General features: G+C 54.0%; 19 protein-coding genes. 3 read left to right on the top strand and 16 right to left on the bottom strand.

What is annotated here, in order from left to right:
* Positions 1-27: 27 nt before the first annotated feature.
* A complete protein-coding gene (pdxY, locus tag KGA69_RS19445) occupies positions 28-888 on the top strand; it encodes a pyridoxal kinase PdxY (protein WP_049059723.1) in 861 nt (286 codons plus the stop codon).
* A gap of 37 nt (positions 889-925) precedes the next feature.
* Here the strand turns inward: pdxY and gstA are convergent, their stop codons facing one another.
* The 13 genes from gstA to blr all read right to left on the bottom strand — a co-directional run bounded on the left by gstA (position 926) and on the right by blr (position 12843).
* A complete protein-coding gene (gene gstA / locus KGA69_RS19440; protein ID WP_045392456.1) occupies positions 926-1531 on the bottom strand; it encodes a glutathione transferase GstA in 606 nt (201 codons plus the stop codon).
* Between the two features lie 108 nt (positions 1532-1639).
* Positions 1640-3145, bottom strand: coding sequence for a dipeptide/tripeptide permease DtpA (gene dtpA / locus KGA69_RS19435; RefSeq protein ID WP_045392562.1), 1506 nt, complete (start codon positions 3143-3145; stop codon positions 1640-1642).
* A gap of 656 nt (positions 3146-3801) precedes the next feature.
* Positions 3802-4437, bottom strand: coding sequence for an endonuclease III (nth, locus tag KGA69_RS19430; RefSeq protein WP_045392454.1), 636 nt, complete (start codon positions 4435-4437; stop codon positions 3802-3804).
* 1 nt (position 4438) lies between these two features.
* Positions 4439-5137 (bottom strand): electron transport complex subunit E, encoded by a 699-nt coding sequence (locus KGA69_RS19425; RefSeq protein ID WP_015366856.1) that lies wholly within the window; start codon positions 5135-5137, stop codon positions 4439-4441.
* A 3-nt stretch (positions 5138-5140) separates the two neighbouring features.
* Positions 5141-5761 carry an electron transport complex subunit RsxG gene (gene rsxG, locus KGA69_RS19420; RefSeq protein ID WP_045392452.1) on the bottom strand — a complete coding sequence of 207 codons (621 nt, stop codon included), beginning with the start codon at positions 5759-5761 and terminating at the stop codon, positions 5141-5143.
* Positions 5762-5770: 9 nt separating this feature from the next.
* Positions 5771-6823, bottom strand: a complete 1053-nt coding sequence (rsxD, locus tag KGA69_RS19415) for an electron transport complex subunit RsxD (RefSeq protein WP_045392450.1) — start codon at positions 6821-6823, stop codon at positions 5771-5773.
* Positions 6824-9046, bottom strand: a complete 2223-nt coding sequence (rsxC, locus tag KGA69_RS19410; RefSeq protein WP_213292602.1) for an electron transport complex subunit RsxC — start codon at positions 9044-9046, stop codon at positions 6824-6826.
* Positions 9039-9617 carry an electron transport complex subunit RsxB gene (gene rsxB, locus KGA69_RS19405; protein ID WP_045392444.1) on the bottom strand — a complete coding sequence of 193 codons (579 nt, stop codon included), beginning with the start codon at positions 9615-9617 and terminating at the stop codon, positions 9039-9041. The genes rsxC and rsxB overlap by 8 nt, the downstream gene beginning before the upstream one ends.
* Positions 9617-10198 carry an electron transport complex subunit RsxA gene (rsxA, locus tag KGA69_RS19400; protein ID WP_015366851.1) on the bottom strand — a complete coding sequence of 194 codons (582 nt, stop codon included), beginning with the start codon at positions 10196-10198 and terminating at the stop codon, positions 9617-9619. Before rsxA ends, rsxB begins: the two co-directional genes overlap by 1 nt.
* A gap of 78 nt (positions 10199-10276) precedes the next feature.
* Positions 10277-10717 carry a DUF2569 domain-containing protein gene (locus KGA69_RS19395; protein WP_047042807.1) on the bottom strand — a complete coding sequence of 147 codons (441 nt, stop codon included), beginning with the start codon at positions 10715-10717 and terminating at the stop codon, positions 10277-10279.
* A 78-nt stretch (positions 10718-10795) separates the two neighbouring features.
* Entirely contained in the window at positions 10796-11011 is a 216-nt protein-coding gene (gene ydgT, locus KGA69_RS19390) for a transcription modulator YdgT (protein WP_015366849.1), read from the bottom strand.
* A gap of 213 nt (positions 11012-11224) precedes the next feature.
* On the bottom strand, positions 11225-12595 hold the full coding sequence (locus tag KGA69_RS19385; RefSeq protein WP_063447906.1) for a GH1 family beta-glucosidase: 1371 nt from the start codon (positions 12593-12595) through the stop codon (positions 11225-11227).
* Positions 12596-12705: 110 nt separating this feature from the next.
* Entirely contained in the window at positions 12706-12843 is a 138-nt protein-coding gene (gene blr, locus KGA69_RS19380) for a division septum protein Blr (protein WP_015366847.1), read from the bottom strand.
* A 169-nt stretch (positions 12844-13012) separates the two neighbouring features.
* Here blr and KGA69_RS19375 point away from each other — a divergent pair, with 169 nt between their 5' ends.
* Complete coding sequence (locus tag KGA69_RS19375) at positions 13013-14053, top strand: oxidoreductase (protein ID WP_045392435.1); 1041 nt, start codon at positions 13013-13015, stop codon at positions 14051-14053.
* A gap of 33 nt (positions 14054-14086) precedes the next feature.
* Here the strand turns inward: KGA69_RS19375 and add are convergent, their stop codons facing one another.
* Positions 14087-15091, bottom strand: a complete 1005-nt coding sequence (gene add / locus KGA69_RS19370) for an adenosine deaminase (protein WP_045392433.1) — start codon at positions 15089-15091, stop codon at positions 14087-14089.
* A 233-nt stretch (positions 15092-15324) separates the two neighbouring features.
* Entirely contained in the window at positions 15325-15720 is a 396-nt protein-coding gene (locus tag KGA69_RS19365) for a DUF1398 domain-containing protein (protein ID WP_045392431.1), read from the bottom strand.
* 332 nt (positions 15721-16052) lie between these two features.
* Between KGA69_RS19365 and metQ the strand changes: the two genes are divergently transcribed.
* Positions 16053-16868 carry a methionine ABC transporter substrate-binding lipoprotein MetQ gene (gene metQ / locus KGA69_RS19360; RefSeq protein ID WP_045392429.1) on the top strand — a complete coding sequence of 272 codons (816 nt, stop codon included), beginning with the start codon at positions 16053-16055 and terminating at the stop codon, positions 16866-16868.
* Here the strand turns inward: metQ and KGA69_RS19355 are convergent, their stop codons facing one another.
* Positions 16869-17297, bottom strand: a complete 429-nt coding sequence (locus tag KGA69_RS19355; RefSeq protein WP_045392427.1) for a MerR family transcriptional regulator — start codon at positions 17295-17297, stop codon at positions 16869-16871.
* Positions 17298-17325: the final 28 nt, after the last annotated feature.

Raw genomic sequence — 17325 nt, 5'->3', positions numbered from 1 at the left:
TTTTCTTTTTAGGGTTGTGGTAAGAAAATGAAGAACATCCTCGCCATTCAGTCTCACGTCGTGTTTGGCCATGCGGGCAACAGCGCCGCTGAATTTCCGATGCGCCGTCTCGGCGCCAACGTCTGGCCCCTCAATACCGTACAGTTCTCCAACCATACGCAATACGGCAAATGGACCGGCTGCGTCATGCCGCCTTCGCATTTGACCGAAATCGTGCAGGGGATTGCCGATATCGATAAGCTGCAGAGCTGCGATGCGGTACTGAGCGGCTATCTTGGTTCCGCCGAGCAGGGCGAACATATTCTCGGCATCGTGCGTCAGGTGAAAGCGGCGAATCCGGCGGCAAAATACTTTTGCGATCCGGTTATGGGGCATCCGGAAAAAGGCTGCATCGTCGCTCCTGGAGTGGCTGAATTCCACGTACGCTATGCGCTGCCGGCCAGTGATATCATCGCGCCGAATCTTGTCGAGCTGGAGATCCTGTGCGGCCATCCGGTGGCCAACGTTGATGACGCCGTTAGCGCGGCCCGTGAGCTTATAGCGCAAGGGCCTCAGGTAGTGCTGGTGAAGCATCTGGCGCGGGCGGGTATGAGTATGGATCGCTTTGAGATGTTGCTGGTGACGGCGGATGAAGCCTGGCATATCAGCCGCCCGCTGGTCGATTTTGGCAGCCGTCAGCCGGTCGGCGTGGGCGATGTGACCAGCGGCCTGCTGCTGGTTAAGCTACTGCAGGGCGCCAGCCTGCGCGACGCCCTTGAGCACGTCACTGCGGCAGTGTATGAAATCATGCTGACAACCAAAAATATGCAGGAGTATGAACTGCAGGTGGTGGCGGCGCAAGACCGCATCGCCAAACCGGAACATTACTTCAGCGCAACGCAACTGTAAGCGCGATGGCATGCCCGCTTGCGGGCATGCCGATGATTTACTTCAGACCTTCCGCCGACAGCGCCGCCGCAACGGACGGACGCGCCGCGACATGCGCCATCCAGGCGCCAATATTAGCATAAGCTTCCATATTCAGTTTCACCGCATAGCCCCAGCGCAGGACCGTAAACAGGTAGCCATCGGCGATGGTGAAGCGATGCCCATTCAACCACTGTTTATCCTGTAGCGCCTCATCGACATACTGTAGCTTTTTCTCCAGCAGGGCGCGCACCGTTGGCTTGTAGTCTTCCGGGGTGTCCGGACGGAACAGCGGAGTAAAGCCTTTATGTAGTTCGGTGGCGACGTAATTCAGCCATTCCAGCGTCTGATAGCGGGCAATGGTGCCCACTGGCGCCAGCAGCTGGCGGTCGGGCACGCGGTCGGCAATATACTGCATGATGGCCACACCCTCGGTCAGCAGCACTTCATCGTCAAGCAGCAGCGCGGGAACCTGCCCCTTAGGATTAATCAGCAGGTAGTCATCGCCGTTTTCGAGGCGTTTCTTCGCCAGGTCGACGCTATCGATGGTAAAGTCGAGGCCGCTTTCGCGCAGGGCGATATGAGAGGCAAGGGAACAGGCGCCGGGCTTGTAGAACAGTTTCATCAGTAACTCCTCGTGGCTGCAGTTTCCTGTATGTTAGTCCCCCGTGGGGCAAAAAAAAAGCCGCTAACAAACGTTAGCGGCCTAAATTTATTGGTTTTCCCGGAGCATTTAAGCGGTTGCGGTTTCGTGCGCTTTGGCGACAGCGTCGTCATCCAGCGTCATACGGTTTAGCTTCGGCGCGGTCAGCAGCATCAGGAAGGCGATGACTGCGGTCGCGATACCAATTTGCAGGAACACGTGGCCGTAAACATCCAGAGAAACCAGCGGGTCGGTCACGTTTTCCGGTACTGCCATCAGGTTAGCGATTTTACCTGCAATGATGGCGGCGCCTGCGGTGGTCAGGAACCAGCTACCCATGATGAAGCCCATCAGACGTTGCGGTACCAGTTGAGCAACCATTGCCAGGCCGAGGCCGGAAATCATCAGTTCACCGATACTCTGCAGCGCGTAGCTGAGGATCAACCAGTTGACGGAGACGATACCGGCATCGCTGGCGAATTTGGTACCCAGCGGCAGCACCAGGAAAGCGCCGGAGCACAGCACCATACCGATGGCGAACTTATGCGGCATCGGCAGGCGGTCACCCATCTTGTTATAAATCGCGGCCAGAATCGGGCTACCAATCATAATCCAGAACGGGTTCAGCGCCTGATACTGCTCAGGTTCGAACGCGATACCCAGAATCGAGTGCTCAACGTTACGGATCGCGAAGAAGTTCAGCGAGGTTGGCATCTGGCTGTACAGTACGAAGAATACAATCGCTTCAACCATCAGCAGGAAAGCAACGATCATTTTACGACGCGCCGCGCCCTGCAGCGCCATGGCTTCTTTAGCGAAGATGATAACGATGCCCAGTGCAATGACGCCCAGCGCCATACGTGCGATGCCCTGATTGTGCAGCAGCCAGGTGGCAATAGCGACCAGCACTACCACGCCGACGATGGTCGCCAGCAGTTTGCCGACATGCACCGGAGCGAAGTCAGGTTTGGAACCGTACTGTTTAACCCACTTCTGGCAGAAGGCGAAGTTAACCACGGTGATCAACATGCCCACGACGCTCAGCGCGAACGCCACGCTCCAGCCGAACTTCGCTGCCAGCCACGGCGTGGCGAGCATAGAGAAGAAGGAGCCGATATTGACGGACATATAGTACATGGTAAATGCACCGTCCAGACGCGGGTCGTTCTTGTCATAGCAGGTGGAGAGCAGGGAAGATGGGTTAGCTTTGAACAAGCCGTTACCGACGGCGATAGTCGCCATACCCATATAGACGATGGCGGCATCGTGACCGGACCAGGCAACCAGCGCATAGCCGATAGCCAGAACAATCGCGCCAAGCATAATGACGCGTTTGGTGCCAAGCACCTTGTCGCCGAGCCATCCGCCGATAGCGACCAGGCCATAAACCAGTGCACTAAAGGAAGAGAACAGGGTGATAGAATCCGCTTCCGACATACCCAGCTGTTTTACCAGGTAAACGGCCATGATCCCTTGCAGGCCGTAATAACCAAAACGCTCCCATAACTCAATGGAGAAGATGAGATAAAACGCTCTTGGTTGTTTGAAAGCGTTCAAACTCACGCTTTCTGCTGGTTTATTGTTTGCAGTTGACACATATACCTCTTTTTTTACATCCCATATTAACGGGGGCTGTTTGGGGCGCAATCCCGGAGGACCGCCGCCTTTATAGTTATTCTTGGAGGGAAAACGGCAAGTAATGTTCACTATCCTGCCCCATCAGGCAATAGCTTTGTAATACTCTGTTACACATAACTAAGCCACTATAATTAGCCAGTCATACAAATGTTATACAGAGTTAAATTTCACCTTTTCGTTAAACCTGATATTTTAATCTACGCCGGGCGGCCATTGTGGGGATAAAGGCGATATATTCTGCTTTTTGACCTTGAAGGCAGTGGGATGACCTATATTCCTAAAAATAAGCAGGCTATTCTCCTGGTGACTGAGGCTCTGATATTGAAATTGCTGGCTTTTTGCAGCATTTTCGCAACAGTAATTTAACGACGAGTTGCGTGGATGATCTTGATCACAAATACATAGAAAATTTTCAGCGGTAAAAAACGATTGCGCTGATTGCTGGTTATATAACCGCATAATTATCCATCTAAATGGCAAAAGTATGGAGTCATTGTCGGTATGATTGATGAAAAATAGAACCATAACCACAGGTTAGGTTATGGCTCCGGGCGATCGTTGGTGAAAATAGCGGTGACTGACGAGGACGGTAATATTCAGCAGATATGCAAAAATCAGGACTCAACCTTCTCTTTATACTCGCACAAATCTTCTATCAGGCAGGAACCGCAGCGCGGTTTTCGCGCGACGCAAGTGTAACGGCCGTGAAGAATAAGCCAGTGGTGACAGTCAACTTTAAACTCCGCCGGAACCACCTTTAACAACTTTTCTTCGACTTGTTCAACGTTCTTACCGGGAGCAAATTGTGTCCGATTGCAAACGCGGAAGATATGGGTGTCGACGGCAATAGTCGGCCAGCCAAAAGCGGTATTCAGCACGACATTGGCGGTCTTACGACCGACTCCTGGTAGCGCTTCCAGCGCCGCCCGGTCTTCCGGCACCTCACCGTTATGTTTCTCCAGTAAGATGCGGCAGGTCTTAATGACGTTTTCGGCTTTACTATTAAACAAACCAATGGTTTTGATATAGGACTTCACGCCGTCAACGCCAAGCTCCAGCATCGCCGCCGGCGTATTGGCGACCGGATAGAGCTTCGCCGTCGCTTTGTTGACGCTAACATCAGTGGCCTGCGCTGACAGCAGCACCGCAATAAGTAGCTCGAACGGTGAGGTGAAATTGAGTTCAGTGGTTGGGTGCGGGTCGTTATCCCGCAGCCTGGTCAGGATCTCCAGGCGTTTGGCTTTATTCATCTTACGCTTTCCCTGTCACATCAGTTGGGGCGACGGAGACGGCCTGCGCCGCTTTCGCCTTACGCTGCTTAGTACGCTCATCGATGAGGTATTTTACCGCCAGCATCATACCGAGGCCAATGAAAGCGCCTGGCGGTAGCATCGCCAGCAGGAACGGCGTATCGGTATGGAAAACTTCAATGCGCAGGACTTTCGCCCAACTGCCTAATAAGCTATCGGCACCATCAAACAGCGTGCCATTACCGATTATTTCGCGCAGCGACCCCAGCACAAACATGGCGCAGGTCGCGCCCATACCAATGGAAAAACCATCGAGCGCTGACAGCGCCGGTCCTTTTTTGGCGGCGAACGCTTCGGCGCGCCCAACCACGATACAGTTGGTCACGATAAGCGGAATGAAGATACCCAGCGATTGATACAGGCCGAAAGCGTAGGCATTGATAAGCATTTGTACCACGCTGACTACCGAGGCGATAATCATCACGTAGATCGGAATACGGATCTCCGCCGGTGTCCAACGGCGCAGGCTGGAAATGGTGAGGTTGGTGAGCGTCAGCACCAGCGTGGTCGCCAGACCGAGGCCCAGGGCATTGGTAGCCGTCGAGGTAACCGCAAGCAGGGGACACATCCCCAGCAGCTGGACCAGCGCCGAGTTATTCTTCCACAACCCTTGAACAATGACGTCTTTTACTTCGCTCATGGCTTAGTCTCCGCAGGCGGTGAATTCAGGGATCTGCGCGGGCAGCGTTTGCGCATACAGTCCCGCGCGTTTAACGGCGTTTACCACCGCGCGTGGGGTAATGGTCGCGCCGGTGAATTGGTCGAAATCACCCCCGTCTTTTTTCACCGCCCAGTGGCTATCATTTTGGCCATGGATAACCTTGCCGCTGAAGTGGGTGATCCAGTCAGAAATACGCAGTTCAATCTTATCACCGAGCCCGGGGGTCTCATGATGCTCGGTGACGCGTGAGCCGAGAACGGTGCCTTTAAAGTCAGCTGCGACCAGAAGTTGAATCGCCCCGGAATAACCATCCGGCGCCGTGGCTTCCATCACCGCGCCGACCGGCGCATCGTTATGCTTTGCAATCCATACTTTATGCTGACCTTTGCCTAACTGCGGCGCGGTCACCAGATAACAGCTTTTCAGCAGATCGTTATTATAACTCTCCGCTGGCAGGACCTGATCGAACAGGGCCTTTTGCTGTAGCGCGGCCTGCTGCTCAATGGTGTTCTTGGTTAATTCATTGATGGCGGCCGTCAGTCCGGTAGAGCCAGCGGCAAAGAGCGCCAGCGTGATGCCGTGTTTACGCATGCTATTTAACATCGCGACTCCTCAACGGTGGCCATACACGCGCGGACGCGTGTAGTAGTCAATCAATGGGACGGTAATATTCGCCAGCAGCACGGCGAAGGCGACGCCGTCCGGATAACCGCCGAAGCTGCGGATTAGCCACACCAGTAAACCTGCCAGCGCGCCGAAAATCAGGCGTCCGCGGTTGGTAGTGGATGCCGTCACCGGATCGGTAAGGATAAAGAACGCTCCAAGCATGGTGGCGCCGGAAAGCAGATGCATCTGCGGCGATGCCAGGCTTTCCGGTGAGAAAATCCAGCCGAGAGTGGCACAAACGGCAAGGCTTAACAGGAAGCTTACCGGAATATGCCAGCGAATGGTTTTTTGCCAAAGCAGGAACAGACCGCCAGCCAGCCAGGCGAGGTTAACCCACTGCCAGCCGAGACCAGCCAGTTGGCCGCCGTAAATTGGATACTGCAGGATCTCTTTTGCGCTGTGTCCGGCATGCAGGGACGTTTTAAACGTATCCAGCGGCGTGGCCTGACTGATACCGTCGATTCCCATACGCAGGCTGTTCATATCGCCGCCGCTGGCGGTATGGCCGCTGAAAATAACCTGCAGCGCATCCATAAAACCAGGCACCTGAGCGGCAATCTCATGCGGTGGTAACCAGGAGGTCATCTGCACCGGGAAAGAGATCAGCAGAACAACATAGCCGATCATCGCCGGGTTAAAGGGGTTATGCCCTAATCCGCCGTACAGTTGCTTGGCAATCACCACCGCAAAGGCGGTGCCTAACACCACCATCCACCACGGCGCCAGCGGCGGAATACTGACGGCCAGCAACAGCCCGGTCAGCAGGGCGGAGTTATCCGCAAGGGTTGCCGCAATATTTTGTTTGCGCAACTTGAGAATAGCCGCTTCGGTTCCCCATGCGGTGAAGGCCGCGAGGATAATCTGCAACAGGGTACCCCAGCCGAAAAACCAGCTCTGGACGATAATACCAGGGATCGCCGCCAGCAGCACCAGTAGCATAATTCGCGAGGTCTGGCGCTGGTTGTGGGTATAAGGGGAGCTTGCAATTCTGAAAACCATTTATTCCTCGTTAACTGCCTGCTGTGTTGCTTTACGCGCCTGAACGCGAGCGATAGCTGCCGCGACGGCCGCCTTACGCGGATCGTCATTGGCGGCATCCGGCGCGGATTGTTGTTCTGCTTGTTGTGCGGCCTTTCGCGCTTTGGCACGGGCGATAGCGGCCTCAACGGCGGCTTTACGCGGGTCGACCACGGGGGCAGCCTCAACCAGTGTTTCACTTTCGGCAGAAGGTGCTGCGCTTTCAACTTGCTGTGCGGCCTTACGCGCTTTTGCACGGGCGATAGCGGCTTCAACGGCGGCTTTACGCGGGTCGACCGCGGGGGCAGCCTCAACCGGTGTTTCACTTTCGGTAGAAGTTGCGACGTTCTCAACCTGCTGTGCGGCCTTACGCGCTTTGGCACGGGCGATAGCGGCTTCAACGGCGGCTTTACGCGGGTCGACCGCGGGGACAGCCTCAACTGGTGTTTCACTTTCGGCAGAAGGTGCGACGTTCTCAGCCTGCTGCGCGGCTTTGCGCGCTTTGGCACGGGCGATAGCGGCCTCAACGGCCGCTTTGCGCGGATCGCTTGCTTCGGCTGTTGATTCAACAGCGGCTTGCTGTTCGGCTTTGCGCGCCCGAGCCTCGGCTTTACGCGCTTCGCGGGCGGCAATCGCTTCGCTGTTGTCCGGTTTGCTGCCGGACTGAATGACAATCGGCTGCGCCGCGTCACGCTGCTTATCGCGTACGCGGGCCAGCGCGGCGTTAATGGCATCCTGATCTTTCGCCGCCGGTTGTACGGCTGCTTTTTTGTGCCGCTCCTGACGCGCGGCTTTTTCACGTTCAAGACGTGCCTGTCGCGCTTCAAAACGAGCTTTCGCTTCGGCGGCGCGCTGTTCTTCCAGGCGAATGGCGGCTATTTCCGCTTTTTCCTGGCGGAAATATTGCACCAGCGGAATATTGCTGGGACAAACCCAGGCGCAGGCGCCGCATTCGATGCAGTCCGCTAAGTTATGCGTGGTGGCTTTATCGTGCTGCTGGCCTTTACTAAACCAATACAGCTGCTGGGGGAGTAGGTCTGCCGGGCAGGCATCCGCGCAGGCGCTGCAGCGGATACAGCCTTGTTCTTCCTGCGTTTCGCCCATCTCAGTTATCGACGGCGCCAGCAGGCAGTTAGTGATTTTCACGACAGGAACGTCAAGCCAGGGCAAAGTGAAGCCCATCAGCGGCCCGCCCATGATGACCATCGGCTCCGCGCTGGCGCAGAAACCGGCATCGCTCAGCAGATGACGCACCGGCGTACCAAGGCGCGCCCAAACGTTGCCCGGACGGCTAATCGCTTCGCCGGTTAAAGTGACGACGCGCTCGGTTAACGGCTCGCCGTCGATAACCGCGCGTTTAACAGCATAAGCGGTACCAACGTTCTGCATCAGGACGCCAATATCGGAGGAGCGGCCGCCGTGCGGCACCTGCTTACCGGTAAGAATTTGCGTGAGCTGCTTCGCGCCGCCGGAGGGATATTTCGTTGGGATCACCCGCAGCGCTATGCCATGGGCGTCGGATAATACCGCGCGCAGCATGGAAATAGCCTGCGGTTTATTATCTTCGATACCAATCAGCACCTGTTTGGGCTGCAAAATATGCGCAAGGATGCGGATCCCTTCAACGACCTGCGCCGCGCAGTCCTGCATCAGGCGATCGTCGGCGGTGATATAGGGTTCGCATTCCGCGGCATTGATAATCAGGGTGTCGATTTTATCACCGCCGCCGCGCAGTTTTGTTCCCGTGGGGAAGCCAGCGCCGCCTAGCCCGGCAACGCCAAACTGGTGGATACGCTCAATCAGTTCTTCACGTGATTTGTTGTGGTAGTCGCTCCAGCCGTCGCGCTCGATCCAGCAGTCATCGCCATCGGCGTCGATAATAACGCTCAGTTCCGCCAGCGCGGAAGGATGGGCGGTCGAGTGAGGCTCGATGGCCGTCACCGTCCCGGAAGTTGGGGCATGGACCGGCAGCATTCTGCCAAAACCGCGGGTCAACGGTTGGCCGCGCAGAACCTTATCGCCCGGTTGTACGCACAGTTCGCCTTCAGCACCGATGTGCTGCTTCAGCGGAATGACGAAACGCTGCGGCAGAGGAACCTGACGCAGCGGCGTGCCGTTGGACTGAGTTTTCATTTCCGGCGGATGAATACCGCCGTTGAAATTCCAGATCTTGTCTTTTCGGAAAGCGGAAAATAACTTAAACATGTTGTTCCACAGGAATATTGCGTACTGGGATGGTTTGCAGGTCCCATTTCCAGGTTTCGGTGGTCTGGGCGACTGGACGCAGGTCAATACACTGAGTCGGGCAGGGGGCCACACAGAGATTACAGCCGGTACACAGGTCGCTCATTACCGTATGCATGGCGCGGGTCGCGCCAACGATGGCATCGACCGGACAGGCCTGAATACATTTGGTGCAGCCAATGCAGTTGGCTTCATCAATCACCGCCAACATGCGAACCGGCTCTTGCTGCTGCTCGTCGCCGTCAATAGGCTGCGGATCGACATTCAATAACGCGGCGATTTTTAACATGACTGCTTCGCCGCCGGGGGCGCAGCGGTTGATTTTTTCACCCTGGGTGCCTACGGCTTCCGCGTAGGGACGGCAGCCCGGAAAACCGCACTGACCGCATTGGCTTTGCGGCAGCAGTTCATCAATTTTTTCTACCACCGGGTCGTCTTCCACCGCAAAACGGCGCGACGCGTATCCCAGTATTAAGCCGAAAATCAGCCCGAGCAGGCTGATGGCGATCACGGCTATCCAGACAGCGCTCATTACAACTTCACCAAACCACTAAAGCCCATGAATGCCAGTGACATTAATCCAGCGGTCACCAGCGCAATCGCGTTACCGCGAAACGGCGCGGGAACATCGGCAACCACCAGGCGTTCGCGAATGGCGGCGAATAACACCATCACCAGCGAGAAACCGACGGCAGCGGCGAAACCGTACAGCGCGGACTGCAGGAAATTATGCCCGAGGTTAATATTCAGCAATGCCACGCCCAGCACCGCGCAGTTGGTGGTGATTAACGGCAGGAAGATCCCCAGCAGACGATACAGCGCCGGACTGGTTTTACGGACCACCATCTCGGTAAATTGCACCACCACTGCGATGACCAGGATAAAGGCCAGGGTGCGCAGATAAACAAGGTTCAGCGGGATAAGGATCCAGGTATCAATCAACCAGGCGCAAATCGAGGCCAGCGTCATCACGAAGGTGGTGGCCAGTCCCATCCCCATAGCGGTTTCCAGCTTTTTGGAAACCCCCATAAACGGGCACAATCCAAGAAACTTCACCAGCACGAAGTTATTAACAAGGACAGTACCGACAAAGAGCAGTAAATAATCAGCCATTATTGGACCTGAAACGAAAAAAAGCCGCCTATTATCGAATAAATCGATACCGGCGACAACAGGTGAACTGTGTGGTTATTACGGATTGACGAAGGTCCGCTTAACCCGCGCAGAGCGTCGAAAATAGGGCGCAAACAACGCTGCGGCAAGCAACGGAAACAACAGCTGGCGCATGGCCAGAAGATCCGAAATCGGCGAAAAAGCGAACGCCTTAATCGCCAGCAGCAGAGAAATAAGCAGCCAGATAATGTAGTGCTTAGGTACCACCGCGCGGCGTTTGAAAAAAGCGATTGTCAGCCACAGGGTATAATACCACATCGCGACGGCGAACAGCAGGGAAGCCAGCCATAGCGCCAGGTGGCCGAAGCTCATTGCTTTCAGCAATGCCCAGGTCTGCGGCGCCATCAGCGCATTCGCGTACAGTATTAATGATAGAGAGGTGCTGAACAGCGCGAGCAGTAACCACGCCAGCGGCGCCAGTAGCCAGCCGCCGATACGTTCTGCAGATTGAGAGGACATCGTAACCCCCGGATTCAACGCCAGTTAGTTAATTTCAGGGCGGGAAGTATAAGCAACTGGCGTGAATGATAACAGCCTTTATTGCACGTAACGCCATACCGACTTCGGCACCTGGCCTACATCGAACAGTTTTCCGCCAGAGACTAACTCGGCGCGGCGGTGATCGGCGGCGCGATACATGTTGACGATTTCATTGGTGTCAGAGAGAGAATAGTTAAGATGATCAAAAAGTTTTTCCAGGCTTTCCAGCGAACTAATTTTGCGGAATTTTAATAAATAATCCTGTACGGTCATTTGTGTATCCATTTAATAATCGGAATTAAGTCGAATATTACCAATTTTCTGTAAACCGTGTTTCAACTAACAGCGCCTTCTTGATGGGCCGGCGGAATTATTTCGGTTGCCAATACTAAAAACAAGAACTGATTAGGGTCCTGGCATCGTAAAAAGAAATTTAAGAATATTCTACAACCAGATCAGGCGCCGGACGGCGCCTGGGAGGGAAGATTAACGCTGTTCGCCTCGGCTGGCAATAACGTTTTGATACCAGAAATAACTCTTTTTTCGTTTGCGAGCGCGGTTCTGCTGGTGATCGACGTAGACAAAACCGTACTGCTTCTGATAACCGTTGAGCCAGCTTAGCAGGTCAATAAAGGACCACGGGTAAAAACCACGGACATCCGCACCTAATGCTATTGCTTTTTCCAGCGCATTAATGTGGCTACTCAGATAGTCAATTCGCGGATCGTCGACAATTTCACCGTCAATTATCGGATCTTTTGCCCCCAAACCATTTTCGGTGATATAGATTGGGATATCGCCATAGCGCTCTTTTATCATCATGATGCCGTCGGTTAATCCCTGCGGCCAAATTTCCCAACCCCATTCAGTATAAGTACTTTGCGGATTGCGGACGAAATAAAATAATCCATCTACGCCGGACTCGCCGACGCCTGGACCCTCCTGCGGCGTGGCGGAGACCGTCTCCCGACGGTAATAATTCAGGCCAATAAAATCACAGCGGTTTTCCTTAAGCAGCGCATCATCGCCCGGGGCGAAGCGCGGTACATTCCACAGCGCCTGAGCCTGACGAAGCAAATCGTCTGGATAGACGCCTTTCAGTACCGGATCGTAGAACCAGTGGGTATGAATAGCATCGGCCAACGCAGTGGCCTTAATATCCTCCGCGCTTTGCGTCAACGGCGTATGGGGCTGCAGGACATTAACGAAACCAACCTGACCGTCAATGTTCATTTCACGAAAGCTCTTAACGGCCAACGCGTGGGCGATAAAGACATGGTGACAGGCCTGGATGGCGCGCGCCGGGTCGCGAACCGCCGGTGGGTGGCAGCCATTTATATAACCGTGGCCAATAAATACGATAGTTTCGTTAAAGGTGGCCCACAGTTTGACCCTGGAACCGAAGCGCTGATAGCACAGACGTGCGTATTCAGCGAAGGCTTCCGCGGTGCTGCGGGCCTCCCAACCGCCTTCGTCCTGCAATGCCTGCGGCAAATCCCAGTGATAAAGGGTGATCATCGGTTCGATATTGTGCGCCAGCAGTTCGTCGATCAGATCGCTGTAAAACTGTACGCCGGGTTCATTGACTTCGCCGCGGCCACGAGGCAATAACCGTGGCCAGGAGATAGAAAAGCGGTAGCTTTGGAGCCCCATTTCCGCCATCAGGGCGACATCTTCACGAAAACGATGGTAGTGATCGACTGCGATATCGCCATTGGTACCCTGAAAGGTGGTTCCCGGCTGGTGCGAGTAGATATCCCAAATAGAAGGGCCTTTGCCATCGGCATCGTGCCCGCCTTCAACCTGGTAGGCGGCCGTTGCGGCCCCCCAGAGAAAATCTTGCGGAAATGCGCCCATCAAAAAAACTCCTTATCAAGTGATAAAGAGAGTGTATTGAATGGCGCGACAAATCTGCAACCGGTTTCTGAAACCGGTTGCAGATTTGCGGCGAGTATCACTTTTTGCCGTTACTTTGCCTGAACGGTGCTGGCCGGAGGCGGGGACTGATAATCATCGATTTGATGCGCAACCACCAACAGCACAGCCGAAACGCCAAAAACAACCCAACCAATAAGTTCTACAATGCGGGTAAAAACAGTCGTCATAATTCTAAAGCAGAAAGTTAAAATGGACTGAAATGTTACTAAACCGCGGAAACAACGCAAGTACTACCGCCCATGCATTGCGCAAATGGCGCAAAGATGAACACCGTACACTGATAAGTGGAAGATTGCGGTTTATAGTTAAAGTCATGTTGCCTGTGAGGATGACGCCATGAGTGATGCTATACGGGTAGGGCTGATAGGCTACGGTTATGCAAGCAAGACATTTCATGCGCCTCTGATTTCCGGTACGCCGGGTATGGCGCTGTCGGCTGTGGTCAGTAGCGACGCGCAGAAAGTGCTGGCAGACTGGCCGGCGACCCAGGTGGTGGCTTCCGCGAATTCGCTCTTTGCTGACCCCGATATCGATCTCATTGTCATTCCGACCCCCAACGATACTCATTTTCCGCTGGCGCGAGCGGCGCTGGAGGCGGGCAAACACGTCATTGTTGATAAGCCTTTTACCGTGACACTGTCACAAGCGCGTGAGTTGGATGCCATCGCCAGAAGCCGTGGGCGTCTGTTATCAGTATTTCACAACCGGCGTTGGGATAGCGATTTTCTTACACTGAAGGCCTTGATTGCCGCTGGGGAATTGGGAGAGGTCAGTTACTTTGAATCACATTTCGATCGCTATCGTCCGCAAATTCGCGATCGCTGGCGTGAGCTAGGCGGCCCTGGCAGCGGTATCTGGTATGACTTAGGCCCTCATCTGCTGGATCAGGCGGTCAATCTGTTTGGCCTGCCGGTGAGTATTGCCGTCGATCTGGCGCAGCAGCGCCCCGGCGCTCAGGCGACGGATTATTTCCACGCGGTGTTAATTTATCCGCAACGACGCGTGATTTTGCACAGTACGCTGCTGGCGGCGGCGGAAACGGCGCGTTATATCGTCCATGGTTCACGAGGAAGCTATGTGAAATATGGTCTCGATCCGCAGGAAGAGCGTTTGAAAAGCGGCGAGCGGCTGCCGCAAGAGGATTGGGGCTACGATATGCGCGACGGCATATTGACCCGTGTTGAAGGTGAAGAGCGCGTCGAGGAAACCTGGCTGACGCTGCCGGGAAATTATCCCGCTTATTATGCGGCGATCCGCGATGCGCTCAACGGCAGCGGTGAAAACCCGGTACCCGCAAGCCAGGCGATTCAGATTATGGAACTGATTGAGCTGGGGATTGAATCGGCACGGCACCGGACGGCGCTGTGCCTGATTTAACCGCTTACTCCGCCTGTGCGGCGGAGCTTTGACTTAATGAGCCTGCAGGACGCGTTGCATTAGTGCCTCTTTTTCCTGACGACTCAGGAACGCCAGCTCCAGACCGTTAATTTGCGCCTGGCGGATCTGCGCACGGCTGAGGCCTGCCGCCGGTGCGGCGACATTGTACTCATGAATGATATCCACACCCTGTACCGCCGGATCATCGGTGTTAATGCAGGCCAGAACGCCGTGATCGAGGAAGGTCTTCAGCGGGTGCTGCGCCAGTGAGGCGACGGTACTGGTCTGGATGTTTGATGTCAGGCAGGATTCAATGCCAATACGTTCAGCGGCGAGGAAGTCCATCAGCTTCGGATCCTGCACCGCTTTCACCCCGTGACCGATACGTTCGGCGCCCAGTTCACGAATAGCCTGCCAGATACTTTCCGGCCCGGCGGCTTCACCTGCGTGGACGGTAATACGCCAACCCGCGTCACGTGCGCGGCGGAAATGATCCATAAACAGCGCGCCAGGGAATCCCAGCTCATCGCCAGCCAGATCCAGCGCGGTGATACCATCGCGATGGGCCAGCAGGGCGTCGAGTTCTTCTTCACAGGCCGCTTCGCCGAAGGTGCGGCTCATGATGCCAATCAGACGCGCTTCGACGCCAAAATCACGGCAGCCCTCACGTACTCCGGCAATCACCGCTTCGACGACGCCGGCGACCGGCAACTGATGGGTCATCGCCATATAACGCGGAGAAAAGCGCAGCTCAACGTAGTGCAGGCCGTTGCGCGCGGCGTCTTCAACGTTTTCCCAGGCAACACGCCGGCAGGCTTCCAGAGAAGCCAGCACCTTCACGCCCCAATCGAGTTTCGCCAGGAAGCTGACCAGGTCTGGTTCATTGCTGGTGACCTGCACATGCGGACGCAGCGTTTCAAGCGTGTCTGCCGGGAGAGTAATATTGAACTGGCGGCCAAGATCGAGAATGGTTTGGGCACGGATGTTGCCGTCAAGATGGCGGTGAATGTCAGTTAAAGGCAAAGTTGAATCAATCATGGACGCACTCGTTTTTTAGTTGAAGTGCACGACATTATACATCAGCAGCGGAACTGTTTAAAAGTAGGGAAAAAATCCTGTTGATACAGAGAGATGACTTGAACAAAGTCTGTTTTTGCGCAAATAAAGAGCCATTTTTTCTTTTTGTTGCGCAATTCGGCTGATGGACTGCCCGCCACAAAACTAACTGCGGGCCGCCTGAATATCCGGATGAGCGTTTAATAATTTTGCGATTAAAATGGCAGAATCATATTTTCCATATGCAATAACGTATTATCTTTTGACCAGTAATGGCGCGTTTTTTCATTAAGATCAACCACCCACTTGAATACCCCTGCATTTGCCAGTTCAGCGCAATAGATATCAAAAGGGGTGATACCGCTAAAGTGGCGTCGCGCAGCTTCTCGGGTAAGCGTTCTGCAGGCCTGCGAGTTAACACGCAGCAACTTTCTGTTGCTTTTCAGGGAAACGAAAGTATCTGATGACATAACAAAATTCACATTCCCGGTAGCGACAAAATAAATGTAATAAGAGACATTATTTTCAATAAGTACTTCAGTAAATGAAATAAAATCCGCATCAGTACGTACTCGCTCAAAAATGGTTCTGAGCAAATCCAGAAGCTCCATGGTTTTCCTTGTGGGCGTGAGACGGCTTCATATACGGTTGGTGTATATAAAACGTTCACATATCTATTTATTATAATGCTAATTATATAGACTTAATTTTAATGTGTGTAATGGTGTTGGAACAGTGTTTCAAGTGTTACAAAATATTGCTTCAGCGTCAGATATCGCGGTTGAGCTGGCAGGGAGTAAAACAGCGCGGCGACTTATCAATAGCATTTCGCTATTAGTCATAGAGAATCAGTATTTAATCTTAATATGCCGCTTTTATATAGTGTCACGGACTACTATTCCTGCCATCGTTAGCATGCTATTTTATAAAGGACGCTGGGAAAATGGCATTTACTCTGAAAAATTTGACGCATTCATTGGTTTTCGCTGGCGCATTGCTGCTGGCAGGCTGTGGGCCAAAAGATCAGGATCCGAATCATATTAAAGTGGGGATTAGCGCGGGGATCGACCAGCAAGTCTGGGCGGTGGTGCAAAAGGTCGCCAAACAAAAATATAACCTCGATGTCGAGGTGGTGACTTTCAATGACTTCGTCCTGCCAAACGAGGCGCTGAACAATGGCGATCTCGATATCAATGCTTTCCAGCATAAACCCTATCTGGATAAACAGATTCAGGAGCGCGGCTATAAGCTGGTAGATGTCGGTACCACATTTGTCTATCCGATAGCCGCTTATTCAAAGAAAATCACCGCCATTTCACAGCTTCCGGACGGCGCCCAGGTGGCGGTGCCTAACGACCCAACCAACCTTGGACGCTCACTGTTATTGCTGGAGAAGCAGGGGCTCATCACTCTGAAAGAGAGGGTTGGCCTGCTGCCAACCGCGCTGGATATCGTGAAAAACCCGAAGAAGCTGAAAATCGTCGAGATTGAAGCGCCGCAGCTGACCCGCGCGCTGGATGATAAACAGGTGACCATGGCTATCATTAATACCACCTTTTCCAGCCAGATTGGCCTGTCGCCGACGCGCAATGGTCTGTTCATTGAGGATAAAAATTCGCCGTACGTCAATATCTTCGCCAGCCGTGAAGATAATAAAGACAGCGCAAAGGTAAAGAACCTGGTGAAAGCCTATCAGACCGACGAAGTCGCCAATGCCGCCGCCGAATTGTATAAAGGTGATGCGGTGAAAGGTTGGTAGCTATTCTTCCCTCGCGGTCTGGCCCTGCGTATCCAGCACCTGAGTTAACACGCGCCGCGCATTAGCGGCGCAGTCAATGTCATCCGGCTTCTGTTGTATCTCATCAATAACGCTTACCAGCTGCGCTTTGCTGTGCGCGAGTTTCTGTTCCAGTTTTTCAATATCCGCCACTTTTTGTTGCAGGGTGGTGAGAAGCGTTTGTCGGTCCCAGTGGTTGAGATCGGACGGTAACAGGGCGGCGATTTCTTCAAGAGTAAATCCCGTCGCCTGAGCGGTAGTAATCAATCCCAGCACCACCAGCGCCTCTTCCGGGTAGCTGCGATAGCCATTGGCTTTACGCTGCACGGTTTTGAGGATCCCGGCGCGCTCGTAATAACGGATCCGCGAAGGCGTAAGGCCGCTGCGTTTTGCCAGAGTACCGATGTTCATTTTTATTCCTCATAAGCTGCTTGACCTT

This window comes from Klebsiella sp. A52, from assembly GCF_018388785.1.
Taxonomy (GTDB): domain Bacteria; phylum Pseudomonadota; class Gammaproteobacteria; order Enterobacterales; family Enterobacteriaceae; genus Klebsiella; species Klebsiella aerogenes.
The sequence above is the reverse complement of the archived record's forward strand: the minus strand, read 5'-3'. Positions and strand labels throughout refer to the sequence as shown.